We start from the raw sequence: 23588 nt of genomic DNA, 5'->3' as shown, positions 1-23588 counted from the left end.
AAGGACGACGGCCCCCGCCCTCAGGGGCCGCACCCACGACATGGCAATCGAGCCGCGCGGCGAGGACTCACCGGCATCCTGGATCGTGCCGGGCCGTACCGTACGTTTCGCGGGCGAACCGCACGACGTGACGGGGGCTCGGCTGGCCGCGGAGAAATTCCTCGACGAGCTCACCCGGGCCGCGCCGCCCTCGGCGCCGGAGTCCTGGCACGACATCGTGCTGATCGTCACGGAACTGGCGTCCAACGCCGTCCAGTACGCGCCCGGTCCGTTCGAGCTGGGCCTGCGCCCCACCTTCGACGGCGTGCACGTCACGCTGCACGACACCAGCGAGGTCGTGCCGTCCCCGCGGCCGTTCCGGCCGGACAGCGGGGGCGGCGGTATCGGCTGGTATCTGATCCAGACGCTGTGCACCCAGGTCAGCGTGGTGCCCGACGCGGCGGGGAAAGAGGTTCACGTCTTTCTGCCGTGGTGAGGCTCAGCGGCACCAGCACCCGGATCGTCTTCCCGCCGCCCGGGCGCCTGCGCACGGTGATCTCGCGGGAGAGCCGGATGATCAGGGGCCAGCCGTACCCGTTGCCGTGGTGGCCCGCGGGCAGTTCACCGGAACCGTAGGCGACGGCGGGCACCACGTCGCTGTGGTCGTGGACGGCGAGCCGGAGGCCCTCGGGGACGGGTGTCACCTCGAATCCGGCCAGGCCTCCGCCGTGCCGGATCGCGTTGGTGACCAGTTCGGAGACCACCAGCAGGAGGTCGATGACGTCCTGCTCGCGCACCGGGCGGCCGCGGTCGCCCCAGTGGGCGTCGACCACCGCGCGCGCGTGGGCCCGCGCCGACGCGGCGGTCGCCACCCTGACGACCGCCGGCCGCGCCGGGGCGACCTCGTCGCCCCTCACGTGGGACAGCCTTCCGGGCCGGTCACGGTGTCTCCGTGCCGGGCGGGTCGAGCCGGTGGTAATAGGCACCGACCTCGGCCAGGTATCCGGGGTCCGTGGTCTCGCTGTCCGTGCGGAACCGGGGTGCCTCCTTGACCTGGTCACCGGTGCAGGCCAGGGACACCGTACGGGCCGTACGGTCGATGCCCGTCACCAGGCCCACGGGGACCACCACGCTCCTGCCGAACAGCCAGACGCCGGTGTCGACCACGAGGTGCCGCAGGCCGTGGGGGTCGGCCTCACGCTCGACGTGTCCGATGGTGCCGTCGGCCGCGACGACCGTGCAGTCCGTCAGGTCCTCCCCCTCCACATGCCCGCTCGGCACCGTGTAGGACCAGATTCCGTCGATGGTCACGCTGCTCCCTTCTCACGCTCCATGGCACCGGCTACCCGGCGGTCGCGTCCGCATACCGTGCCGTCCGGTGAGGTGTGAGCCCGCGGGGCCCCGCCCGGCCCGTGATCGCGGCCCGGGGAATGAGGAGCCGGTTCCCGGGTATTCGCTGGGCGCGATGAAAAGGCCGCAGCCCACCGGAGGAATCCCCCTCACCCGTTGCCCCCCAGGCCCCGCTGCGCAGCCGTCCGCCGGGGCACGCCTGACCGTCAGCTTTCGGAGGTACCCGTGTCCACCGCCCAGAACCCCCTGTCCGTCGAGGTCGACGTGATCCGCGAGGACACCGCACTGGTCACGGTAGAAGGCCATCTGGACCTCGACACCGCGACCGAGTTCCAGGCCCAGCTGGCGAACCAGCTCCACCACGGCCGGCGGCACTTCCTGCTCGACCTCTCGGCCGTCCCCTTTATGGACTCCTCCGGGATGAACATCATATTGCGCGTGTACCAGGAGGCCCGCGGTCTGCCGGGCAGCGTCCATGTCATCGATCCGACGCCCGCCGTGCGGCGGGTGCTCGACCTGACCGGGGTCAGCCTCACCGTGCCGGTGTCGGACAAGGTGGACGAGGCCCTGGCCCTCATCGACCGGGGTGAGTACGGGACGGCCCTGGAGGCCTGATCCCGCCGGACCGTGCCGTACACCTCGGAAAACGCGCAGGTGTGCGGCCACCTCCGGGCAACAGTTGCCATTTGACAACTATGAGCGCGAGGCAACAAAGTGTGCGGGGCAGTCACGCGGGAGGGATCACGGATGTGCCGGTGGGCGAGGACGACCACCCGCAGCACGCGGCGGCGGTCGGCTCCGGGTGCCAAAGGTCCTCAGGCCGTGGCCGCGTCGACGGGAGGGGTCTCGTGGATCTGCGCGGCGGCGGCCACGCAGAAGGCCTCCAGCCCCCGCAGCAGGGCTCCGCGCTGCGCGGCCGGCATCTGCTCCAGGACGGCCTGCAGCGCGCTCTCGCGGCGCTCGCGCAGGTCGGTCAGGAAGGCACGGCCGCGCCTGCTCAGGAACAACTGGAGCTCCCGGCGGCTGCTGGCGGCCGCCCTGCGCTCGACGAAGCCCACGGCCTGCAGCCGGTCGCACAGTCTGCTGGTGGACGGCGGTGTCGAGCCCAAGTGGTCGGCGAGCGTACGCAGGTTGATGCCTTCGTTGTGCTCCAGGATGAACAGCACGCGCAACTGCGAGGCGGAGACCGGAGCCGTGGAGGCACGGCCCCACAGGACCTCCAGCAGCTCCGCCGCCTCGGAGGTCACACGCGCGACCTCATGGGGCTGCGGGCGCGAGGAGGGGGACGTCACAAACCCACTCTCGCAGGCTTCGCGGACGCTGTCAGCCCGCCCCCTCCGTACCGCGCCCGAGCGGCGGCCCGCGTGGCATCCGGCCGCGGCCCCCGCGTCCAGACCCGACCCCTCCTGGAGAAAGGCGTGACCGACACCGTGAACCGGCTCGTGACCACCGGGCGCGCCCTGCGCTCCGCGGCTGCGCACGAGGTGCCCGAGGCCCTGCGTGAGGCGCTGTGCACCCACTACGCGGCCGAGACGGCCGAGTTGTACCTCGCCGACTACGCCGCGGCCGTGCTGCTGCCCGTCCCCGCCGTGCCGCACGGCACCGCACCCGAGCCCCTCCCCGTGCACACCGGCGCCCCCGGGCGCGCCTACGGGGCCCAGGAGCCGTACGTCGAGCAGCTCGACGGCGGCCGGGTGCGCGCCCATCTGCCCGTCACCGTGCGCGGCGACCGGCTGGGCGTGCTGTCCGTCACGCTGCCCTCCCGGGCGGCGGATGCCGGGCAGCTCGCCGAACTCGCCGAGGTGGCACGGCTCCTGGGGCACGAACTGGTGGTCGCGGAACGCGACACCGACCGCTATCTCCGGGCCCGCCGCACGGACCGGCTCACGCTCGCGGCGGAGATGCAGTGGCAGCTCCTGCCGGCGCGTTCCTGCGCCGCGGACGCGTACGCGCTCGGCGCGCAGCTGGAGCCCGCGTACGCGATCCACGGCGACAACTTCGACTGGTCGGCCTCCGCGGACCATCTCATGGTGTACGTCACCAACGGGATGGGCGAGGGCATCGAGGCGTCCCTGCTGACCAACCTCGGCATCAACGCGCTGCGCAACGCCCGCCGCGCCGGCATCCCGATCGCGGACCAGGCGGCCCTGGCGGACCAGGCGATCCACGCCCACTACCGGGGCGAGGCGCACCTGTCGGTCCTGCTGGTGGACATCGAGCTGTCCACGGGGCGGATGCAGGTCGTCGACGCCGGTTCGCCCCGGATGCTGCTGCTGCGCGACCGGGTGCTCACCGCCGTGGACCTCGAGGCGCAGCTGCCGCTCGGCATGTTCGAGGAAACCGACTACGTCGCCCAGGAGTTCACCCTGCTGCCCGGCGACCGGCTGCTGTTCGTCAGCGACGGGGTCCACGCGGTGCCCGGCCCCGGCGGCGAGATCTACGGCGAGCGCGCGATGGCCCGGGCCGTGACCTCCGCGGCGCTGCTGCCCGCGGCGGAGGTGCCGGCCGCGGTCCTGCGCGAACTGGCGCGCCACAGAGGCAGACCCGAGCCGGACGACGACGCGCTGGTGGTGTGTCTCGACTGGTTCGGGAGGCATCCGGCGTCCTCGTCCGGCTCCCCCTGACACCGGGACCGGGCCGTGGTTAGGGTTGTCGCCCGGCAAGAGTCACCAGGCTGCCCCGCCGCCTCCGGCGGGATCGCAGCGGCACGACGCACTGAGGAGTGAAGCAGGTTGCCGGAGCACGACACGGCCGCACAGCGCACCACACCCGAGGAAGAGGTCACGGCGTTCCTGCGCCGGCGCCAGGAACAGATCGCCCAGCGGTGGGCCGACGAGCCCCTGTTCCGCACCGTGTTCACCGTGTCCCGCGACGAGGCGGTGGAGGCGGGGCGGGTCGTGGTCGACGCCCTGGCCCAGGTGGCCGAGGCCGGACGCATGGCGGATCCGGAGGGCGCCGGATTCACCCTGGTGCGCGAGCAGTTGTCCCGTATGGCCGCCGCCCGCTCCCGTACCGGGCTCACCCCCTCCCAGGTGTCGACCGAGGTGGACGCCCTGCGCGTCCCCGCCGTGAACCTGCTGGTCGCGGAACTCCCGGACGCCCCGGCCGAGTACGTGCGGGAGTGCACGTCGTCGCTGACCGTGCTGATGGGCACCCTGCGGCTGGTGGTGCTGGGGACGACGCTCAACGAGGGCGAGGCGCTCATCGACCGGCAGCGGCTGCAGCTGCTGGAGGTGGCCACGCCCGTCATCCGGCTCTGGGACGGGATCGTCGCGGTGCCGCTGATCGGGACCCTGGACAGCGCCCGCAGCCAGGTCGTGATGGAGACGCTGCTGAACTCCGTCGTGGACCAGCAGGCACAGTTCGCGATCCTGGACATCACCGGAGTGCCGACCGTGGACTCCCTGGTCGCCCAGCACCTGATGAAGACCGTCGCGGCCGTCCGTCTGATGGGCGCGGAGTGCGTGGTCTCGGGCATCCGGCCCGCCATCGCGCAGACCATCGTGCACCTCGGTCTCGACCTGGGCACGGTGCTCACCCGGGCGAGCCTCGCCGACGCCCTCGCGTACGCCCTGCACCGGCTGGGCGCGGACATCGTGCAGTCGACGCCCGGCGGTGCGGGTCCGAGGTGAACGACTACTTCCCGCGCCCCGACACGGCCTCCGTGCCCGTGCTCAGACTGGGCGACGTCCTGCTGATCACCCTCCAGGGCGATCTGCACGACGGCATGGCCGCGCGGCTCCAGCAGGACGTGGCGGAGGCGATCGTCCGCCACCGGGTGGCCGGCGTGGTCATCGACATCACGGGGGTGGAGATCGTCGACTCCTTCCTCGGCCGGATCCTCGCCGAGATCGCGGCGCACGCGAAGTTGCTGGCCGCGCAGACCGTGGTGGCCGGCATGCGGCCCGCGGTCGCCCTCACCCTGGTGGAACTCGGTCTGACCCTGCCGGGACTGCGGACCGCGCTCAGCACCGAGGCGGCCCTGGAACTGCTCGGCCGGCCGGACGCGGCCAGGTCCGGCGGCCCGCACCGGGACCTCCGGTGAGCGGGACCACCGCGGGCGTCGAGGCCCGGCTGCCGATCCGCTCCGACCTGGACCTGGTCTGGGTCCGCCAGCATGTGCGCCAGGCCGCAGCGCTGCTCGGTTTCGGCCTGGTGGACCAGACCAAACTGGTCACCGCGGCCAGCGAACTGGCCCGCAACACCCTCGTGTACGGCGGGGGCGGGGAGGTGGAGACGGCCCGGGTCGCCGACGGCCCCCGGGAGGGGCTGCGGCTGACGTTCTCGGACCGCGGACCGGGCATCCCGGACCTGGAGCAGGCGCTCAGCGACGGGTACACCTCCGGGGACGGTCTGGGCATGGGGCTCGGCGGGGCCCGGCGCCTGGTCCACGAGTTCGCCATCGACAGCACGCCCGGTGTCGGCACCACCGTCACCGTGATCTCGTGGACGGCCCGGACCCCACGGCAGCGCGAGGGATCCTGATGGCGCGCGTCTGGGACGTGCCGGTGCACGACTCCACCCGGGTGCGCGACGCCCGGGTGGCCGCCGAGGGCGCGGCGGCGCTGGCCGGTCTGGACGGGCCGCGCACCGCGGCCGCCGCCCTGGTGGCGACGGAACTGGCCACCAATCTCCTCAAGCACGCCGGCGGCGGTCAGCTCCTCGTGGAGACGGTGGCGCCGCCCACCGGGCACTCCGGGGCCGAGGTCGTGCAGATAGCCGCGATCGACCACGGCCCGGGCGTCACGGACGTGCGGGCCGCGCTCGTGGACGGGTTCACGACGACCGGATCGCTGGGCGCCGGGCTCGGCACCTGCCGCCGGCTGGCCGACGACTTCGGCGTGCACGGCGCCCCCGGCCGCGGCACGGTCGCGCTCGCCCGGATCGGAGCCCCGCCGAAGCGGGACGCCGTCGGCGTGCGGGCCGGCGGGATCACCGTGCCGTTCGCGGGCGCCGAGTACTCCGGCGACCTGTGGACCTGCGTCCGCGCGGACGACCGGTTCACCCTGATGCTGGCCGACGGGCTGGGCCACGGGCCCGAGGCCTCCCGCGCCTCGGCGGCCGCGGCCGGGGAGCTGCGGCGCTGCGCCCGCCTCTCCCCCGCCGACCAGCTGCGCCGCCTCGACACGGTGCTGCGCGGCACCCGGGGCGCGGCCGTCGCGGTGGCACAGCTCGACATGCGGGCCGGGCTGCTGCGGTTCGCGGGCATCGGCAACATAGGGGCGAGGCTGTACGAGGGAGGCGGCTGGCGGGCGCTGCTGTCCCGGCCGGGCATCGTCGGCGTGCACCGGCCCGCGACCGTGCCGCAGACCGAGGTGCCCTGGGCGGCCGACCGGCTGCTGATCCTGCACAGCGACGGCCTGCCGAGCCGCTGGGTGCCGCCGACCGGCCCCGGCCCGCTGACCGCCGACCCCGCCGTCACCGCGGCCGTCACCGTGCGCGACGCCGGCAGCTCCGCCCGCCCGGTGCGCGACGACACCGCCGTGGCCGTACTGTCCCCCGACCCGCCGGACCTTCCATGACGCGCAGCTGGCAGATCACCACCGTCACCGACGCGGCCCGCGCCCGGATCGCCACCGCCCGGCTGGCGGCCGCGTACGGCGTGCCGCCCCTGGAGCGCACCCGGCTCGCGGCCGCGCTCAGTGGGCGGCTGCGCCACTGTCTGACCAAGGGCGGCGACTGGCGGCTCACCCTGCGGGCGGCCGACGGGCAGCTCGGCCTCGAGGTGCTGCCCGCCTCCGGCGCCGGGGAGCCCGCGTGGCGTACCTCGGCGCCCTGCCCTCAGCCGTCGGACGCCGTCCCGTGCGCCGACGTGGCGGACGACGCGACGCTGCTCGCGGAGGCGCTGCTGGGCGCCGACGAGGACACCTCCCTGGTGCTGGACAAGCTCGCCGAGCAGGAGGAGCTCGTCGGCTTCCACCGCGAGGAGCTGCACCAGACCAACCAGGGCGTGCTGGCGCTGCACGCGGAACTCGACGCCGCCGGGCGGGCCCAGCGCGAGGCGTTCTCGGCGGAGCGCGCGGCCCGCCGGGAGGCGGAGAGCGCGCGCCGCCGGCTGACGTTCCTGGCGGACGCCAGTGCCGCTCTGACGGCGTCCCTCAACCAGGAGCAGATCGTGCGCCGGCTGCCCGAGCTGCTGGTCCCCGAGTACGCCCGTACGGTCGACGTCTGGCTCTTCGACGCCGAGGACGAACGGCAGCGGCCCACCCCGCACCCGGCGGCGGCGGTGGTCGCCGCCCGTACCGGACGGCCCCAGTACGCCTCCGCCACGCCCGGCGGGCTGCCGGGAATCGACGACCATCCGCCGTCGGCCCTGGATCCCACCCGCCCGCTGCTGTGTGTGCCGCTGGCCACCCGGCGCGCGCCGCTGGGGGTGCTCACGCTCACCCCGCCCGGTGAGCGCTGGGATCCGGACGACGCGGTGATGCTGGTGGAACTCACCCGGCGGGCGAGCACCGCGCTGGACAACGCGCGCCGCTTCGAGCACAACCGGGACATCGCCGAGACGCTTCAGCGGGCCCTGCTGACGGACCTGCCCAGCACCCCGGGCCTGCGGCTGGCCGCCCGCTATCTGCCCGCCACCTACGGGCTCAACGTCGGCGGCGACTGGTACGACGCGTTCCGCCAGCCCGACGGAAGTCTGATCGTCGTCATCGGGGACGTCACCGGGCACGGGCTGCACGCGGCCGTGATGATGAGCCAGTTGCGCACCGCGCTGCGGGCCTACGCCGTCGACGGCGGCAGCCCCGGGCAGCTGCTGACCCGGCTGCACATCTTCCTGCACCATCTGCAGCCCGATCTGTACGCGACGGCCGTCATCGCCCGCTTCCAGCCGGGCGAGCCGTTACTGACGTGGGCCGCCGCGGGGCATCCGCCGCCGGTGCTGCGCGGTCCGGACGGGCGGGTGCGCACGCTCGACGCCAAGCCCGGCGCGATGCTGGGCATCCCGCTGCGCCAGGAGATCGCCGACCACACGGTCCCCCTCGTGCCCGGATCGACGCTGGCGCTCTACACGGACGGGCTGGTCGAGCGCCGCGCGCAGGGGATAGACCCCGGCATCGACCGGCTCGCGGCGGCGCTCGGCTCGTTCCGCACGGCGGAGCTGGACCGGGACCTGGACGGGTCCGCGGAGCGCATCCTGGATCCGATGCTGAGCGACTCGGAGCGCGACGACGACGTCTGCCTGCTGCTGTGCCACCTCGACAGCGCCGCCGCGGCCGGGGGCCGCTGACGGGAGGTCAGCCGTCCCCGGCCTCCGGCCGCCTGCGGCCCTGGGCCGTGTGCGAGCGGTGGAAGGCGTACAGCCCCTGTTCCAGAGCCGTGCGCTGGGCCTGGGACATGCCGGCGAACACGGCCGCGAGCCGGCGCACGCGCCGCTCGGTGACGTCCGCGAGGACCCGTCGTCCGTAGGCGGTCACCACGAGCTGCACCTCGCGCCGGTTGCGCGGCTGCACGGTCCGCTCCAGCAGTCCCGCGGCCTCCAGCCGGTCGCAGAGCCGGCTCGCCGTGGGCACGCCGATGCCGAGGTGCTCGGCCAGCGCCGTCAGATTGAGCTCCGGTCTGCCCCGGACCGTCCTGAGCGCGAGCAGCTGCCGGGCCGGCAGCCGGGGAACGGCCTCCTCGGCCGCCGCGAACCAGCAGGCCACCAGGGACTCCACCGCGTCCGCGACATGCCGTGCCGCCGCCTCCCGGGCCCCCCGGTCGTCGGAGCCCTCCGCGCACCCCACGTCAGTACCCTCCGGCCACCGCACTTGTCATGTACGTCGGCCTACCCGAAGGCCCGGGGCGTACACAGGCCTTGTGCGGGGTACGTCGGGAGCTTCAGGAGAAACGTTCGTCTGCATGCCTCGCCCGGCTGGCGCAACCGGTCGGGACGCGGTGGGATCGATGAGGTGCGAGACGCTCGCGGGAGGGCACGCGCATGACGTCGGGCAGACCGCCTGGAGCCGCAGAAAGGGATGGACACCGTGACACGACCCAGGATCCTGGTGGTGGGCGCGGGCTTCGCCGGAGTGGGATGCGTTCGACGTCTGGAACGCAAGCTCTCCTCGTCGGAAGCCGAGATCACCCTGGTGACACCGTTCGCCTACCAGCTCTATCTGCCGCTGCTGCCGCAGGTCGCCTCCGGGGTGCTGACGCCCCAGTCGATCGCCCTGTCACTGCGCCGCAGCAAGAAGTACCGCACCCGGATCATCCCGGGCGGCGCCATCGGCGTGGACCTGAAGGCGAAGGTCTGCGTCATCCGCACCATCACCGACGAGATCGTCAACGAGCCCTACGACTACATCGTGCTGGCCCCCGGCAGCGTGACCCGCACCTTCGACATCCCGGGGCTGACCGAGCACGCCTTCGGCATGAAGACGCTCGCCGAGGCCGCGTACATCCGTGACCACGTCATCTCCCAGCTCGACCTCGCCGACGCCAGCCAGGACCCCGCCGAGCGGGCCTCCCGGCTGCAGTTCGTGGTGGTGGGCGGCGGCTACGCGGGCACCGAGACCGCCGCCTGTCTGCAACTGCTCACGCACAACGCGGTCAAGCGGTATCCCCGGCTGGACCCGAGCCTGATCAAGTGGCATCTCATCGACATCGCGCCCAAGCTGATGCCGGAGCTCGGCGACAAACTGGGCCGCAGCGCGCAGGAGGTGCTGCGCAAGCGGGGCATCGACATCTCCCTGGGGGTGTCCATCGCCAAGGCGGGACCGGAGGAGGTCACCTTCACCGACGGCCGGGTGGTGCCCACCCGCACACTGATCTGGACGGCCGGGGTGGTGGCGAGCCCACTGATCGCCACGCTCGGCGCGGAGACCGTGCGCGGGCGGCTCGCGGTCGGGTCGGCCATGGATCTGCCCGGCCGGGACGGGGTGTTCGCGCTGGGCGACGCGGCCGCCGTACCGGACGAGGCCAAGGGCGACGGCGCGGTCTGCCCGCCCACCGCTCAGCACGCCATGCGGCAGGGCAAGGTCGTCGCGGACAACGTCATCGCGACGCTGCGCGGGCAGCCGATGCGCCCCTACGTGCACAAGGACCTCGGTCTGGTCGTCGACCTCGGCGGCACCGACGCGGTGTCCAAGCCGCTCGGCATCGAGCTGCGGGGGCTGCCGGCGCAGCTCGTGGCCCGCGGGTACCACTGGTCGGCGCTGCGCACGGGCGTGGCCAAGGCGCGGGTGCTGACGAACTGGACGCTGAACGCCGTCGCGGGCGACGATTTCGTCCGCACCGGGTTCCAGGCGCGCCGGGCCGCCAGGCTGAAGGACTTCGAGTACACGGACAGTTATCTGACGCCCGAGCAGGTGCGGGCGCACGTCGAGGGCCCGGGTTCCGGTTCGGGGTGACGGGAGCGGGGGTGAGCGCGGCGGCACGGTGGCGGGACCGGGTCGCCGCGTCCGATCCGGGGCTGCTGCGGCTGGCGGCGGGGCTGCGGACGGTGGCCGCCATCTCGCTCACGCTGCTCGTGCTCTCGCTGCTGGGAGCGGACGTCCAGCATCTGGTCGCGGGGGCGATCGCGGCGATGGTGGCCACGTTCGCCGTACGGGAGAAGCAGCGGGACAAGCAGGCGGTCACGCTGGCGCTGGGGCTGCCCGTGGCGCTCGCGTCGCTGGCGCTGGCGGCGGTGCTCAGTTCCCGGCAGGTGGCCGGTGACGTCTTCTTCGTGGTGCTGATCTTCTGCGCGGTGTACGGCCGCCGGTTCGGCGACCGGGGCACCGCGCTGGGGCTGATCGGCTTCCAGGTCTACTTCCTCGCGCTGTTCGTCGGTGTCACGACCGGGAGCCTGGCGGGATTCTGCGGGGTGGTCGTCCTCGCGTTCGGGTGCGGCGCGGTGGCGCGGTTCGCGCTGGTGCCGCAGACCCCCGCCGGGATCCTGGAGCGGCTGCGGCAGGCGTTCCGCGCCCGGCTGGCACAGCTGATCGACGCCCAGCTCGAGCTGCTGGACGCCGGCCCGGACGAGGTGGAGAAGGCCCTGGCGCATGTGCGGGAGGGCACCGCGCGGCTGCACGAGACGGCCATGATGATCCAGGGCCGGCTGGAGGAGGGCACCTCGGACGAGTCGGTGGCCCGGCTGGTGCAGCGCCGCATCGCCGACGCGGAGATCGCCGCCGAGCGTCTCGGCCTGCTGCTGCTGACGGCGCGCAGCGCGGAGCGGGCCGACACCCTGACCCTGCATCTGCCCGGGGCGCCCGTGCCGGAGGGCGGTCGTCTGCCGGTCCGGGACGAGGCGCTGGACACGCTGCGCCGGGATCTGACGGCCCTCGGGCTGCTCGTACGGCAGCCCGTGACGGAGGGGGCGGGTACGGCGCAGGTGCGCAACCGGCTGCTCGGCTACCGGGACGAGGAGAACCTGCCGCAGGCCTCGCCGGCCGTGCAGGACGTGTTCCGGGGGCTGGGCGAGGCGGCGCGGGCCGTGCTGGGGCTGCGGATCGCGCTCGACGGGCCGCAGGACGAGTCCGACGACAGTCCCGAGACGGCCCGCTCCCGGGAGGAGCTGGACGCGGAGGACGCGGCGATCGAGGCCGAGCAGGAGCCGCCGGAGACCGGCCTGCGCAGGCCGACCACGCGGGCCGCCGTGCAGGTCGCCGTGGGCTCGTCCCTGGCCATGGTGGGGGGCGAGCTCCTGTCCGCGCACCGCTGGTACTGGGCGGTGCTGACCTGCTGGATCGTGTTCCTCAACACCGCGTCGACCGGGGAGATCCTGGTCAAGGGCTACCGCCGGCTGCTGGGGACCGTGCTCGGGGTGGTCGCGGGCATCGCGCTCGCGGGGGCCGTCGGCCGTCACACGGGGACGGCGTTCGCGGTGGTGCTGCTGTGCGTGTTCGCGATGTTCTACACCGCGCCGCTGTCGTACACGCTGATGTCGTTCTTCGTCACGGCCGCGCTGGGGGTGCTGTACACGCTGCTGCACACCTACAGCCTGTCGGTGCTGGTGCTGCGGGTGGAGGAGACGGCCCTGGGGGCGGCCTGCGGGGTGGTCGCGGCGGCTCTGGTGCTGCCGGTGCGGACGGACCGGCGTACGAACGAGCTGCTGACGACGGTCCTGGACCGGCTGACCGACGTCACCTCGGCCGCCGTGGACCAGCTGAGCGGCGGGCCGCCGGCCGATCTGCTGGACCGGGCCCGTGACCTGGACCAGGCGCTGGCGGACCTGCGGGCGGCCACCCAGCCGCTGACGCATCCGGTGACCCCGCTGCGGACCCGGCGGGACACGGCCCAATACGTGGTCGCGCTGCTCGAGACCTGCGCCTATCACGCCCGGTCGCTGGCGGCGACGGCGGAGCTGCTGCCCTCGCATCCGTCGATCGCGGCGGATCCCCGGCTGAGCGGGCCAGGGCAGCGCATCCTGCACAACATCCGCGCGATCGCCGCCCGGGTCGCGGACGAGCCCGGCGCGGCCGAGGTCCGCACCGGGCCGAGCATCGCCTCGCTGCTGAGGCCGGGCGGTCTCGGGACGCCGCGCTACGGGCGGGTGACCGACCGGGTGCTGCGGCATCTGCAGCGGCTGGACGAGGCGGTGCTGGGGCTGGCACGGCCGCTCGGCGTGCCGGTGACCGGCCCGCGGTGACGTCGGCGGCGCCGGTCAGAAGTCGGTGGGCAGGTCGCTCGCGGCGGCGATGCCGCGCAGCTCCTCGGTGTCGCGCTGCCGCTGCCGGATGCAGCCGGCGATCTCGGCGAGGCGGGACGGGTCCTTCGCGGTGACCGCGTCGGTGACGACCCGGACCGGTCCGGTGCCGTCGACGTGTATCTCGACCAGCTGGTTGTCCAGCCGGCCGGTGACGGCGGTGGCGATGACCAGGGCGGCCTCGTCGCGGATCTCCTGGGGCAGGTCGTCGCTGTCGTCCGGGTCCAGGGCGAAGTCGAGACTCTCGGGTGGCTGTTCGTCGAGGGCGCGCAGCGCGGGGGCGACGACCTTCATGAGCAGCCGGTAGTCCTCGCTGTCCATGCGGACGCGCAGGAGGTCGAGGTACATGTCGACGGGCCGTCCGTCCGGCGGGAACTCGGATTCGTTCATGTGCTCCGGGTTCCCACCCGGACGGACGTCAGACCTTGCGCCAGCGGGCCATCGCGAAGGAGAACAGCCCGAACAGGACGAGCCCGGCCGCGACGCAGACCAGCAGCCCCGGTCCGGCGGGCGTGTGGGCGAACGAGCGGAGCGTGTCGTCGAGCCCCTTGGCGTGGTCGGGGTCGTAGTCGGCGGCGGCGCGTACGGCGAAGGCGCCCGCGGCGGCGAAGACCAGGCCCCGGGCCGCGCCGCCGCCCACGCCGGTGATGTCCACCAGTCGCCGGGTCCGCGGGGACATCTCGCCCAGCCGCAGCTTGTCGTGGTAGGCCCGGGTGACGGCCCGGCCGCCGATCCACAGGCCGGCGATAACGATCCCCACGCCGGCGGCGCCCACGATCCACTGGCCCGCGGGCACCTCGAGCAGCCGGGCGGTGACGTCCTTGGACTGCTTGTCACTGGATCCGCCCCCGCTGCCGGAGCCCGCGGCGAGCGCCAGCACCGAGTAGGCGACGAAGGAGTAGAACGCGCACCGGGCCAGCGCCAGCAGCCGCTTCTTCGCGGTGCGTCCCTCGGGCCCGGCCGCGCCGAAGACGGCCTCGGACAGCCGCCACAGGGCCATCCCGGCCAGCCCGATGCCCAGCGCCCACAGCATCACGGCACCGAACGGCTTCTCCGCGATCTCCCCCAGGGCGCCCTGCCGGTCGGCCTGCCGGCCCCGCTCGCCGAAGGCGATCTGCAGGGCCAGCATCCCGACGAGCAGATAGATCACGCCGCGCGCCGTGAATCCGGCCCGCGCGGCTCCCTTCACCACGCTTCCCCGTGCCGCCCGCCTGGCCTCGGTCTTGCCGTCGTGTGCCAGGGCACTTGTGTTCATTCCGGCCTCCCCTCACCTGTGTGACTGGCGGATGCCCCGAGGACCGCCGGGCACACCCGGCCGGGGGCGGGCCGGCCTCGTCACGTTCTTGCGCGCCGCGCCGCCGCGCGTTCCCTGCGGCCGAGGGCGTGCAGGTACTCCAGGGCGTCCCCGACGACCGTGCGCTCGTGCCAGGCCAGCCAGCGGCCGGCCTGCGCGCCCAGGGCGTCGAGGGTCTTGAGCTGGACGGTGCGCAGCTCGGGCAGGGGGTGGTCGACGTGTGCCGAGACCATGCCGACGCACGCGCCGGACGACGCGGTCAGCGGCACGCTGTGGCAGGCCCTGCTGCCCGCGGCGAGGATGGCCGCGCGCGCGGGCTCGGTGAACACCGGGTCCTCCTCCACGTCCCGCACGGTGACCTGGGCGACCTCCCGGGCGGCCTTCCCGCAGGAGGTGCCCTCCTCCTCGACGTGCGCGAAGAAGTCGAGGAACTCCTCCGTCAGCCCGGTGTGCCGCTCGATGCGCAGGCCTCCGTTGACGCGGTCGACCGTCTGCACATTGCCCATGTCGGCGCCGACCACGGTGAGCGTCCTGGTCAGTACGGCGCCGAGGACCGCGCCCCGGCTGCGGCCGCCCGGTGGTTCCTGCTCCATGAAGCCGAGCGCCGGTTCGGGGCGGCGCACCCGCCGGGGGAACCAGAGGGCCGCTCGTTCGTCCGGTCGCGGTGTGGTCACCAGCGCCCCGGCGAGGGTGCGCATCTTGATGTTGAACCGCTGCGAGGTCATCCGCATGAGCGTGAACGCGCTGTCCGCGTCGGGAAGGGCGTAGCGCTCCTGCAGCATGCCCTGGGCCTGTGAGATCAGCGGGTGGGCGCGGACCCGGGCGCGCAGGGCGCGCACCTCGGCGCGCAGCCGCAGCACCTCGTCGCGCTCCGGGTCCCCGTCCGCCACTCGTGGTGCGGCCGCGGTCATCACATCTCCGTCCGGTCGGCGTCGGACAACCGCTCACGCGGCTGCAGCCACACGCCTGCCCCGGCCGCTCACGCGTACACGTGCGGACCTTCGTCCGGGTGCGGAGATCCCGCCAGATCACCCACCAGGTCCGCGGCTCCGCTCCTCGTCCGGACTCCCGGCGCGCGCCCCACCAGCCGCCGTGCCGCGCCCTCCGCCACGCCCGCGGCCTCGGCCGCCACGAGCCAGCCCCGCGCCGTCTCCAGCGCGCTGCCCACGTCCCGGGTGCCGGTGGAGACGCACAGGGTGTACGCGAGGTCCTGCGCCCGTGCCCGCGCCTCGGGGGTGGCGGTGGCCGTCAGCGTCTCGTACTCCTCGACGAGGGCGCGCAGCACGGCGGGGTGGGGCCTCAGCATCGGTCTGTTCCTCTCCCTGGCAGTGGTCCGGATGTGTGGGCGGTTCATGCGCGGCCGTCGCGGCGGTGACCCATGGCCTCCTCGCGCACCCGCTCGCAGCTGCGGCTGATGAGCCGGGAGACGTGCATCTGGGAGATGCCCAGCCGGTCGGCGATGCGGCTCTGCGTCATGTCCTCGAAGAAGCGCATGTAGAGGATGGCGCGCTCGCGCTCGGGGAGGCTGCGCAGTCCTTGCTTGGCGGACTCGCGGTCGATGACGGTGTCGTACGAGGCGTCGGGGCCGCCGAGGGTGTCGGCGAGGCTGTAGCCGTCGTCGCCGGCGGGGAGTTCGGCGTCGAGCGAGAGCGTGCTGAAGCTCTCCAGCGCCTCCAGGCCGGCGCCGACCTCCTCCTCGGTGAGTCCCGTGTGGGCGGCGATGTCGGCCACCGAGGGCTCGGGGGAGCCCGGGTTCTGGGTGAGTTCCCTGCGGGCGATCCGCACCTTGTTGCGCAGTTCCTGGACACGGCGGGGCACGCGCAGCGCCCACATGCGGTCGCGGAAGTGCCGCTTGATCTCGCCGGTGATGGTGGGCACGGCGTAGCTCTCGAAAGCGCCGCGTTCGGGGTCGAAGCGGTCGACGGCCTTCACCAGGCCGAGCGCGGCCACCTGGCGGAGATCCTCCACGGACTCACCGCGGTCGCGGAAGCGGCCGGCGATCCGGTGGGCCATGGGGAGCCAGGCGGTGACGATCTCGTCGCGCAACGCGTCCCGCTCGGGCCCCTCTTCCAGGGTGCTGAGGCGCGCGAACCGGCGCGCGGTGTCAGGGGCGTCGTCGTGCGTCCGCCGGGTCTGGGTGGCGGCGGGGGCGGATGCCGTGGGACGGCTTGTCGACATGTCGATGAGCATGCGGAATCGCTCCTGAACGGTCGTCTGAGGGATAGACCACGAGAGGGCCGTTGCCGTCCGGGGCGAAAGGAGCGCCCCGGAGCGGACGCACCACTCCCGTCGGCGCGCCTCCTGTCCGAAGCACGAACCTCCGTCTGCCCTGCCCCCGGAGGAACAAACTCCGCCCGGGAAAAGGCTTTGCGGGCCGTGTCGACGAAGGGCGCGGGAGGGGTCAGAACACGGGAACCTCGGCGGTGATGCGCTTGCCGCCGGAGGGCAGGTCGGCCACCCGCACGTCCCGGGCCAGCCGGCACACGATCGGCCAGCCCCGGCCTCCCGACCGGTACCGCCCCTGCTCGTCGCGCGGTTCGGCGGACACCGGCAGCCGGTCGCTGCGGTCGCTGACGGAGACCCGTACGGCCCGTCCGTGGATGCCCACGTCGAACGCGGTGACGCCGCCGCCGTGCAGAATGGCGTTGGTCGTGAGCTCCGAGGCGACGAGCAGGGCGTCGCAGAGGGCCTCCTCGTCGTACGGACAGCCGGTGGCGCCGCACCGTCCGGCCACCGCCCGCCGCACCGCCCGGCGGACGTCGGCGGGCCGGCAGGGCCCCGGACCGGTGCACGGGTCCGGCCCGTCCGGTGTGTTCGCGCGGTCGGTCGAGTTGTTGACACGCATCCTTTCGCTCCCCTGGCTGGTCCCGCTGTGGGTGGGTGGTGTGAGGTGGGTGGCCGCACCGGTCGGCACGGCAGGGGGGCCGGACCGGCCGCGCACGGCTCCTGCGGCCGTCTTCGCGCCCGGTGCCGCTCCCCCGCCCGGCGCTCTCCCCGCCGGGCAGCGCGACCCTCCCTGTTCGGCTGGCCCTCTGAACCGACCCCAAACCTGCGGGACCGGGAGTCGTCGGCGCGCCGTGCGGGGGTACAAGTAGGGCATGACCGATGTCGTGGACTCCGACGAACTGCTGCGCCGCATCCAGCGCGCGAGGGCCTGTGCGCGCGACGAGCTGCGCACCTGGCGGGCCCGGAGCGGGGATCTGGAGCGGGCCGATCCCGACGCGGCGCGTGAGGCACGGGTGCGGGGTCTGGCCTACGAGGCGGTGCTCAGGGTTCTGGACGAGATCGTGACGCCCGGCCGGCACGTCGTGGAGCGGTGAGCCGGCCCGTGCGGCGCGGGACCGCACCGCCGTGCAGCGCGGGGCCGGCGGAGCGAAGACCGGGAGCCGAAGTGAAACCGGTCACGTGACCGGCTTCTGGTGGGGTGAAAGCCCCATAGATGGTTTATCGTTCATCCATAGGTGGTGAGCGGGGTCGAGATGATTCCTCCTCCGTGCGCCTTCCTTGACAGCCCTGGCTGGCTTCCCCCGTCCAGCCAGGGCTTTTTCCTGCCCGCGCGCGGAAAGTCGCCTCCGCCGAGGTGCCCGGCGGCCCGGCAGCGGCTGAAATGGGCTGTGGAGAAAGCACCGCGACCGATCGCCCGGCGAGGAGCACCGCGCCATGACCAAAGCGACCAAACTGCTGAACGCCCTTCCCCCGCCCCAGCGCCAGCGTCTGATGGAACTCGCCCGGGAGGTCTCCTTCCCTGAGGACGCCCGGATCTTCGAGGCGGGCGGCAAGGCCGACCGTTTCTGGGTCATCCGCTCCGGCGCGGTCTCCCTCGTCCAGCCGGTGACCTCGGTACAGCGGGTCACCGTCGCCAGCCTGGGCGCCGGTGACCTGCTCGGCTGGTCCTGGCTGTTCCCGCCGTACCGGTGGGACTTCGGCGCCGAGGCGTTCAGCCCGGTCCGCGCCTACGAGTTCGAGGCGCAGGCGGTGCTGAAGCTCTGCGAGGAGGACCCGGCGCTCGGGGTGACGCTGGTGCGGATCGTCGCCGAGATCCTCGCGCACCGGCTGGAGATGACCCGCAACCGGCTGCTGGAGCAGTACGGGACGCAGCGCCGCAGGGTGCTGTAGCCGCATCCGGCCGGCCCCGACGCGCTTCCGCCGCGGCCACCGGCCTCAGACGCGGTAGCGGCGCAGCGCCGGCACTGCGGCGGCGAGGCCCAGCATCACGGCGACGACCAGCAGGCCGCCGCCCGCGACCGCGGCGCGGGGGCCGAAGGCGGCGCCCGCCGTGCCGTGCAGCACGTCGGCGAGGCGCGGGCCGCCCGCGACCACGACCGTGAAGACGCCCTGCATCCGGCCGCGCATCTCGTCGGTGGCGGCGGAGAGCAGGATCGCTCCCCGGAAGACCATCGAGACCATGTCGGCGACCCCGGCGGCGGCCAGGAACACCACCGCGAGCCACAGACTGCCGCTCAGCCCGAACCCGGTGATCGCCGCGCCCCAGGCGACGACCGCGCCGATCACCATCCAGCCGTGCCGCCGGGCCCGCGAGAACGTCCCGGAGAACAGCCCGCCCAGCACCGCGCCGACGGGGATCGCCGCGAACAGCAGCCCGAGGGCGAACCCCTCGCCGTAGGAGGCGTAGGTCTCGGCGGCCATCTGCGGGAACAGGGCGCGGGGCATGCCGAAGACCATGGCGACGACGTCGGCGAGGAAGGACAGCAGCAGGACCTTGTGCCGGGCTATGTAGCGGAAGCCCTCCGCGATCTCGCGCACGCCGGCGCGCCGGACCGTGACGGCCGCCGACGGCGGCAGCGCGGGGAGGCGGAAGACGGCCCACAGCGTCACGCACAGGGCGAGGGCGTCGATGAGGTACAGCTCGGGCAGGCCGATCACCGGGATCAGGGCGCCGGCCAGCAGCGGGCCGGCGACCAGACCTGTCTGCATGACGGTGGAACCGAGGGCGTTGGCGGCGGCGAGTTCCCGCGCGGGCACCAGCCGGGCGATGGAGGCGTTGCGGGCGGGCGCGTTCAGGCCGAAGAACGCCTGCTGGGCGGCGAGCAGCAGCATCAGGACGGCCACCGAGCCGAGCCCGGAGACCGCCTGGAGCCAGAACAGCACCGAGGTGACGGCGATCCCGCTGTTGGTGAGGAGCAGCAGCCTGCGCCGGTCCATGGTGTCGGCGACCGCGCCGCCCCACAGCGCGAACACCACCATCGGCACCAGCCCTGCGAGGCTGGCGTAGCCGACCCAGGCGGAGGAGCCGGTGATGTCGTAGATCTGCTTGGGCACGGCGACGGCGGTGAGCTGGCTGCCGACGGCGGTGACGACGGTGGAGGACCACAGCCGTCGGAAGGCGGGGCGGCGCAGGGGACGGGTGTCCATGGCCCAGCGGCGCCAGCCGCTCCGGGCGCCGCCTTGCGGACTCGGGCCGTCGTCGGCTTCGGCCTCGGGTGCGGTGCTGCTCTCGCTGGTGTCCACGCGCTTCCTGGTTGCTCGTTACATCTTTCGGTTCGGGGGCCACTATCCCAGTACTTCCTGTGGTTTCGCGGCCCTTTTGGACATGCGATCTCATGATGTGGACGATCAGGCGCCCGTGACGAGCAGCACGCCGAGGGTGATCATCGTGGCGGCGACGAGGCCGTCCAGGACTCGCCAGGCGGCGGGCCGGGTCAGGAAACGGCCGAGCAGCCGGGCACCGAAGCCCAGGGCTGCGAACCAGCACAGACTGGCGAACGCGGCGCCGAGGCCGAAGGTCCAGCGCAGCGGGCCGCGGTCGGCGGCGATCGATCCGAGCAGAAAGACCGTGTCGAGGTAGACGTGCGGGTTGAGCCAGGTCAGCGCCAGACAGGTGAGCATCGCCCGGCGGCGTGAGCCCGCGGCCTCGCCGTCGGTGCGCAGGGCGTCCGCGCCGGGCCGGATCACCCGGCGGGCCGCGAGCAGCCCGTACCCGAGCAGGAAGGCGCCGCCGATCCAGCCGACCACGGTCAGCGCCCCGGGCCAGGCCACCACCAGGGCACCGACCCCGCCCACGCCGAGGGCGATGAGGACGGCGTCGGACAGGGCGCAGATCCCGACGACGGCCAGGACGGCGTCCCGGCGGACTCCCTGGCGCAGGACGAAGGCGTTCTGGGCGCCGATGGCGACGATGAGCGAGAGACCGGTGCCGAAGCCGGCGGCCGCGGCGGCGAGAGCGGTTGACATGGCTTCCACGCTAGGGAGGCGATCACCGCGCGTACAGCTAAAGATTCTTACGTATCATTAGCGCTCGTGATGATCGACCTTCCCCTGGACCAGGTCCGGACCCTGTTGGCGGTGGTGGACGAGGGCACGTTCGACGCGGCGGCGGCCGCGCTGCACGTGACGCCGTCGGCGGTCAGCCAGCGCGTCAAGGCACTGGAGCAGCGCACGGGCCGGGTCCTGCTGCTGCGCACCAAGCCGGTGCGGCCGACGGAGTCCGGGGAGATCGTCGTGCGGTTCGCGCGCCAGCTCGCCCGGCTGGAGAGCGACACGCGGTCCGAGCTGGGCATGAGCGGTCCCGGTGAGCCGACACGGGTGACGGTGGCGGTGAACGCGGACTCGCTGGCCACCTGGTTCCTGCCGGCCCTGCGCCGCGTGTCGCAGGAGCCGCCGCTGTGCTTCGAACTCCACCGGGAGGACGAGACGCGCACGGCGGAACTGCTGCGGGAAGGCCTGGTCATGGCGGCGGTCACCTCCTCGCCCGAACCGGTGTCCGGCTGTTCCGTGCGCACCCTGGGCACGATGCGCTATCTGGCCGCCGCCAGCCCGGAGTTCGTGGCCCGTCACCTCGACGACGGCCCCCTGCCGGAGGCCCTGGCCCGGGCACCCGTGATGACCTTCGACCGCAGCGACGACCTCCAGGACGCGTTCGTGCGGCGGCTGCGGCGGGGCGCCGCCGGCGCGAGCGCGGTCCGGCACGCCGTGCCGACCTCGGAGGGTTTCGTGGCGGCGGTCGCCGCCGGGTTCGGCTGGGGCATGGTGCCCGAGGCACAGGCCGGCGTCCTGCTGCGGACCGGCCGGCTGGTGTCCCTGGCACCCGACCGCCCGCTGGACGTCCCGCTCTACTGGCAGCAGTGGAAGCTCGACTCGCCCGCACTGGCGGCGGTCGCGGACGCGGTGGCGGCGACGGCCGCGCAGGAGCTCAGGAGCTGAGCACCGGCCTGCGGACCCCTGGCCCGCGGGCTCTCACGAACCGGGCCCGGCCAGCGTCGCCGCCGCGCTGTCCAGCAGCATCTCCAGGGCCGTCGGATAGGCACTGGTGACCATCCGGGTCGACAGCAGCGGCGCCGCCTCGGCGATCCGGGGGTGAGTGGTGGCGGGCAGGCGGGCGTACGTCGAGGCCCACTTGGCGTCGTCGGCGCGCTGCGAGGCCCGGGGCAGGGCCAGCGAGGCGGCGTCGAGGGCGGCGAAGGCCAGGGTCTGGTCGATGAACGCGTGGTAGATCCGCACCGTGTCCGGCAGCGGGAAGCCGGCGGTGCGCAGGACGTCCAGGACGGCCTCGTCGGCGGCCAGTTCGTTCGCCCGGCCCGTCACCCGGCTCGCGGTGAGCTGGGCGGCCTGCGGATGGGCGACGTACGCGGCGTGGATGCGCAGCCCGATCGCGTGCAGATCCGCCCGCCACCGCCCGGTCGGCGCCCAGCCGCGCAACGCCTCGCCGATGAGCGCGTCGCCGATGGCCAGGGTCAGCTCGTCCATGCCCCGGAAGTACCGGTACAGGGTGCTGGGGTCGCAGTCGAGGGCGAGGCCCAGCCGGCGGGCGGTGAGACCGCTGCTGCCGTGCTCGCGCAGCAGCCGCAGCGCGGCCTCGACGATCAGCCGCTCGGACAGCACGGTGCCGCTCTTCGTGGGCCGGCGACGACGCCGCTTCTCCTCGGGTACGACGGCTTTCGGCACGACCGCACACCTCCCGCTCCTTATGCCAACGCCATTGACCTTACGCGAGCCGGGGGCGTTGTATCTCCGGCAGGGCCCCTTCGCACATCTTTCGCGCGGATTCGCGCCACTTCACCCGTCTTCGACCGAGGGAGTTCTCCTCATGCGTGTCCTGCTCGTGGGCGCCGGCGGCGTCGGTACCGCCGTCACCCGGATCGCCGCCCGGCGTCCGTTCTTCGAGGCGATGGTGGTCGCCGACCACGACCCCGCGCGGGCCGCGGCCGCCGTCGCCGCGCTCGACGGCGACGACCGGTTCCTCGCCGAGCGTGTCGACGCGGCCGACGAGGCCGCGGTGGCCGGGCTGCTCGCCCGCCACCGGTGCGACGTGCTCCTCAACGCCACCGACCCGCGGTTCGTGATGCCCCTGTTCGGCGCGGCGCGCGGCGCCGGGGCCACCTATGTCGACATGGCGATGTCCCTGTCCCGGCCGCACCCCGACCGGCCGTACGAGGAGTGCGGGGTCAAGCTCGGCGACGCGCAGTTCGCCGAGGCCGGGGAATGGGCGGAGGCGGGCGCTCTGGCCCTGGTCGGCATGGGGGTGGAGCCGGGACTGTCGGACGTCTTCGCGCGGTACGCCGCCGACGAACTCTTCGACACGATCGAGGAGATCGGCATCCGCGACGGCGCCAACCTCACCGTCGACGGCGCCGATTTCGCGCCCTCCTTCAGCATCTGGACCACGATCGAGGAGTGCCTGAACCCTCCGGTGGTCTACGAGGCAGACCGCGGCTGGTTCACCACCGAACCCTTCAGCGAGCCGGAGGTGTTCGACTTTCCCGAGGGCATCGGCCCGGTGGAGTGCGTGAACGTGGAGCACGAGGAGGTGCTGCTCGTCCCCCGCTGGGTGGACGCGCGCCGGGTCACCTTCAAGTACGGTCTGGGCGGCGAGTTCGTGGAGACGCTCAAGACGCTGCACCGGCTGGGCCTGGACGCCACCGCGCCGGTGACCGTGCCGAGCGCGGCGGGCCCGGTGCCGGTCTCGCCCCGGGACGTCGTCGCCGCCTGTCTGCCCGACCCGGCGACGCTGGGCGCGCGCATGCACGGCAAGACCTGCGCCGGCACATGGGTGCGGGGCGTGAAGGACGGGGCGCCGCGCGAGGTGTACCTGTACCACGTGGTCGACAACCAGTGGTCCATGGCCGAGTACGGCAGCCAGGCCGTGGTGTGGCAGACGGCCGTCAACCCGGTCGTCGCCCTCGAACTGCTCGCCACGGGCGCCTGGTCGGGCACGGGTGTCCTCGGCCCGGAGGCCTTCCCCGCCCGTCCGTTCCTCGACCTGCTGACCGCGTACGGCTCTCCCTGGGGCATGCGCGAGCAGTGAACTGCCCGCCGGTCCGCCCCCGTTTCCCGCTTTCCTCGTCCGCGGCCGTTTCACTCGCGCCCCTCCGGTGACCCGACCGGGAGCAACGCATC

At 73.7% G+C, this 23588-nt stretch carries 27 protein-coding genes; 14 read left to right on the top strand and 13 right to left on the bottom strand.

Annotated features, from left to right (window positions below; all coding sequences use genetic code 11):
* Positions 1 to 40: 40 nt before the first annotated feature.
* Complete coding sequence (locus ACFY30_RS13085) at positions 41 to 475, top strand: ATP-binding protein (RefSeq protein WP_390845261.1); 435 nt, start codon at positions 41 to 43, stop codon at positions 473 to 475.
* Here ACFY30_RS13085 and ACFY30_RS13080 read toward each other — a convergent pair.
* Together ACFY30_RS13080 and ACFY30_RS13075 are read right to left on the bottom strand one after the other, a co-directional pair.
* Positions 420 to 896, bottom strand: coding sequence for an ATP-binding protein (locus tag ACFY30_RS13080; RefSeq protein WP_390845260.1), 477 nt, complete (start codon positions 894 to 896; stop codon positions 420 to 422). The genes ACFY30_RS13085 and ACFY30_RS13080 overlap by 56 nt on opposite strands.
* A gap of 22 nt (positions 897 to 918) precedes the next feature.
* Complete coding sequence (locus ACFY30_RS13075; RefSeq protein WP_390845259.1) at positions 919 to 1290, bottom strand: PRC-barrel domain containing protein; 372 nt, start codon at positions 1288 to 1290, stop codon at positions 919 to 921.
* 264 nt (positions 1291 to 1554) lie between these two features.
* Here ACFY30_RS13075 and ACFY30_RS13070 point away from each other — a divergent pair, with 264 nt between their 5' ends.
* On the top strand, positions 1555 to 1944 hold the full coding sequence (locus tag ACFY30_RS13070) for an STAS domain-containing protein (protein WP_390845258.1): 390 nt from the start codon (positions 1555 to 1557) through the stop codon (positions 1942 to 1944).
* A gap of 200 nt (positions 1945 to 2144) precedes the next feature.
* Here the strand turns inward: ACFY30_RS13070 and ACFY30_RS13065 are convergent, their stop codons facing one another.
* Positions 2145 to 2576, bottom strand: coding sequence for a MarR family winged helix-turn-helix transcriptional regulator (locus ACFY30_RS13065; RefSeq protein ID WP_390845257.1), 432 nt, complete (start codon positions 2574 to 2576; stop codon positions 2145 to 2147).
* 171 nt (positions 2577 to 2747) lie between these two features.
* Here ACFY30_RS13065 and ACFY30_RS13060 point away from each other — a divergent pair, with 171 nt between their 5' ends.
* The 6 genes from ACFY30_RS13060 to ACFY30_RS13035 all read left to right on the top strand — a co-directional run bounded on the left by ACFY30_RS13060 (position 2748) and on the right by ACFY30_RS13035 (position 8560).
* Positions 2748 to 3953 (top strand): PP2C family protein-serine/threonine phosphatase, encoded by a 1206-nt coding sequence (locus tag ACFY30_RS13060; protein ID WP_390845256.1) that lies wholly within the window; start codon positions 2748 to 2750, stop codon positions 3951 to 3953.
* A gap of 108 nt (positions 3954 to 4061) precedes the next feature.
* On the top strand, positions 4062 to 4961 hold the full coding sequence (locus ACFY30_RS13055; RefSeq protein WP_390845255.1) for an STAS domain-containing protein: 900 nt from the start codon (positions 4062 to 4064) through the stop codon (positions 4959 to 4961).
* A complete protein-coding gene (locus ACFY30_RS13050; RefSeq protein WP_390845254.1) occupies positions 4958 to 5374 on the top strand; it encodes an STAS domain-containing protein in 417 nt (138 codons plus the stop codon). The genes ACFY30_RS13055 and ACFY30_RS13050 overlap by 4 nt, the downstream gene beginning before the upstream one ends.
* Positions 5371 to 5814, top strand: a complete 444-nt coding sequence (locus tag ACFY30_RS13045) for an anti-sigma regulatory factor (RefSeq protein WP_390845253.1) — start codon at positions 5371 to 5373, stop codon at positions 5812 to 5814. Before ACFY30_RS13050 ends, ACFY30_RS13045 begins: the two co-directional genes overlap by 4 nt.
* The gene (locus ACFY30_RS13040; protein WP_390845252.1) at positions 5814 to 6851 is read left to right on the top strand and encodes a SpoIIE family protein phosphatase; all 1038 of its coding nucleotides are present in this window, start codon (positions 5814 to 5816) and stop codon (positions 6849 to 6851) included. Before ACFY30_RS13045 ends, ACFY30_RS13040 begins: the two co-directional genes overlap by 1 nt.
* Positions 6848 to 8560: a PP2C family protein-serine/threonine phosphatase gene (locus tag ACFY30_RS13035; protein WP_390845251.1), complete on the top strand. Its 1713-nt coding sequence runs from the start codon at positions 6848 to 6850 to the stop codon at positions 8558 to 8560. The genes ACFY30_RS13040 and ACFY30_RS13035 overlap by 4 nt, the downstream gene beginning before the upstream one ends.
* Positions 8561 to 8567: 7 nt before the next feature.
* On the opposite strand, the gene ACFY30_RS13030 is transcribed toward ACFY30_RS13035, so the two are convergent.
* Positions 8568 to 9056, bottom strand: coding sequence for a MarR family winged helix-turn-helix transcriptional regulator (locus ACFY30_RS13030; protein WP_390845250.1), 489 nt, complete (start codon positions 9054 to 9056; stop codon positions 8568 to 8570).
* 231 nt (positions 9057 to 9287) lie between these two features.
* Between ACFY30_RS13030 and ACFY30_RS13025 the strand changes: the two genes are divergently transcribed.
* Together ACFY30_RS13025 and ACFY30_RS13020 are read left to right on the top strand one after the other, a co-directional pair.
* A complete protein-coding gene (locus ACFY30_RS13025) occupies positions 9288 to 10661 on the top strand; it encodes an NAD(P)/FAD-dependent oxidoreductase (protein ID WP_390845249.1) in 1374 nt (457 codons plus the stop codon).
* Between the two features lie 11 nt (positions 10662 to 10672).
* The gene (locus ACFY30_RS13020) at positions 10673 to 12883 is read left to right on the top strand and encodes an FUSC family protein (RefSeq protein WP_390845248.1); all 2211 of its coding nucleotides are present in this window, start codon (positions 10673 to 10675) and stop codon (positions 12881 to 12883) included.
* 15 nt (positions 12884 to 12898) lie between these two features.
* On the opposite strand, the gene ACFY30_RS13015 is transcribed toward ACFY30_RS13020, so the two are convergent.
* From ACFY30_RS13015 to ACFY30_RS12990, 6 genes are all read right to left on the bottom strand, one after another.
* Entirely contained in the window at positions 12899 to 13330 is a 432-nt protein-coding gene (locus ACFY30_RS13015; RefSeq protein ID WP_390845247.1) for a hypothetical protein, read from the bottom strand.
* Positions 13331 to 13358: 28 nt separating this feature from the next.
* A complete protein-coding gene (locus ACFY30_RS13010) occupies positions 13359 to 14195 on the bottom strand; it encodes a DUF1206 domain-containing protein (protein ID WP_390845246.1) in 837 nt (278 codons plus the stop codon).
* An 80-nt stretch (positions 14196 to 14275) separates the two neighbouring features.
* Positions 14276 to 15145, bottom strand: coding sequence for an ANTAR domain-containing protein (locus tag ACFY30_RS13005; protein WP_390845245.1), 870 nt, complete (start codon positions 15143 to 15145; stop codon positions 14276 to 14278).
* Between the two features lie 68 nt (positions 15146 to 15213).
* Positions 15214 to 15540 carry a DUF5133 domain-containing protein gene (locus tag ACFY30_RS13000; RefSeq protein WP_390845244.1) on the bottom strand — a complete coding sequence of 109 codons (327 nt, stop codon included), beginning with the start codon at positions 15538 to 15540 and terminating at the stop codon, positions 15214 to 15216.
* Between the two features lie 44 nt (positions 15541 to 15584).
* A complete protein-coding gene (locus tag ACFY30_RS12995; protein WP_390845243.1) occupies positions 15585 to 16424 on the bottom strand; it encodes a SigB/SigF/SigG family RNA polymerase sigma factor in 840 nt (279 codons plus the stop codon).
* 211 nt (positions 16425 to 16635) lie between these two features.
* A complete protein-coding gene (locus ACFY30_RS12990) occupies positions 16636 to 17079 on the bottom strand; it encodes an ATP-binding protein (RefSeq protein ID WP_390845242.1) in 444 nt (147 codons plus the stop codon).
* A 253-nt stretch (positions 17080 to 17332) separates the two neighbouring features.
* On the opposite strand from ACFY30_RS12990, the gene ACFY30_RS12985 reads away from it, so the two are divergent.
* Positions 17333 to 17554 carry a hypothetical protein gene (locus tag ACFY30_RS12985; protein ID WP_390657849.1) on the top strand — a complete coding sequence of 74 codons (222 nt, stop codon included), beginning with the start codon at positions 17333 to 17335 and terminating at the stop codon, positions 17552 to 17554.
* Positions 17555 to 17894: 340 nt separating this feature from the next.
* Entirely contained in the window at positions 17895 to 18350 is a 456-nt protein-coding gene (locus tag ACFY30_RS12980) for a cyclic nucleotide-binding domain-containing protein (RefSeq protein WP_390845241.1), read from the top strand.
* A gap of 45 nt (positions 18351 to 18395) precedes the next feature.
* Here the strand turns inward: ACFY30_RS12980 and ACFY30_RS12975 are convergent, their stop codons facing one another.
* Together ACFY30_RS12975 and ACFY30_RS12970 are read right to left on the bottom strand one after the other, a co-directional pair.
* Positions 18396 to 19703, bottom strand: coding sequence for an MFS transporter (locus ACFY30_RS12975; protein ID WP_390845240.1), 1308 nt, complete (start codon positions 19701 to 19703; stop codon positions 18396 to 18398).
* 105 nt (positions 19704 to 19808) lie between these two features.
* Entirely contained in the window at positions 19809 to 20426 is a 618-nt protein-coding gene (locus tag ACFY30_RS12970) for a LysE/ArgO family amino acid transporter (RefSeq protein WP_390845239.1), read from the bottom strand.
* A 69-nt stretch (positions 20427 to 20495) separates the two neighbouring features.
* On the opposite strand from ACFY30_RS12970, the gene ACFY30_RS12965 reads away from it, so the two are divergent.
* Positions 20496 to 21395 carry a LysR family transcriptional regulator ArgP gene (locus ACFY30_RS12965; protein WP_390845238.1) on the top strand — a complete coding sequence of 300 codons (900 nt, stop codon included), beginning with the start codon at positions 20496 to 20498 and terminating at the stop codon, positions 21393 to 21395.
* A 33-nt stretch (positions 21396 to 21428) separates the two neighbouring features.
* Here the strand turns inward: ACFY30_RS12965 and ACFY30_RS12960 are convergent, their stop codons facing one another.
* Positions 21429 to 22136 (bottom strand): TetR/AcrR family transcriptional regulator, encoded by a 708-nt coding sequence (locus ACFY30_RS12960; protein WP_390845237.1) that lies wholly within the window; start codon positions 22134 to 22136, stop codon positions 21429 to 21431.
* Positions 22137 to 22278: 142 nt separating this feature from the next.
* Between ACFY30_RS12960 and ACFY30_RS12955 the strand changes: the two genes are divergently transcribed.
* Positions 22279 to 23496, top strand: a complete 1218-nt coding sequence (locus tag ACFY30_RS12955; protein ID WP_390845236.1) for a saccharopine dehydrogenase family protein — start codon at positions 22279 to 22281, stop codon at positions 23494 to 23496.
* The last annotated feature ends 92 nt before the right edge of the window (positions 23497 to 23588 follow it).

The organism is Streptomyces sp. NPDC000345 (assembly GCF_042898825.1).
Classification (GTDB): domain Bacteria; phylum Actinomycetota; class Actinomycetes; order Streptomycetales; family Streptomycetaceae; genus Streptomyces.
The sequence above is the reverse complement of the archived record's forward strand: the minus strand, read 5'-3'. Positions and strand labels throughout refer to the sequence as shown.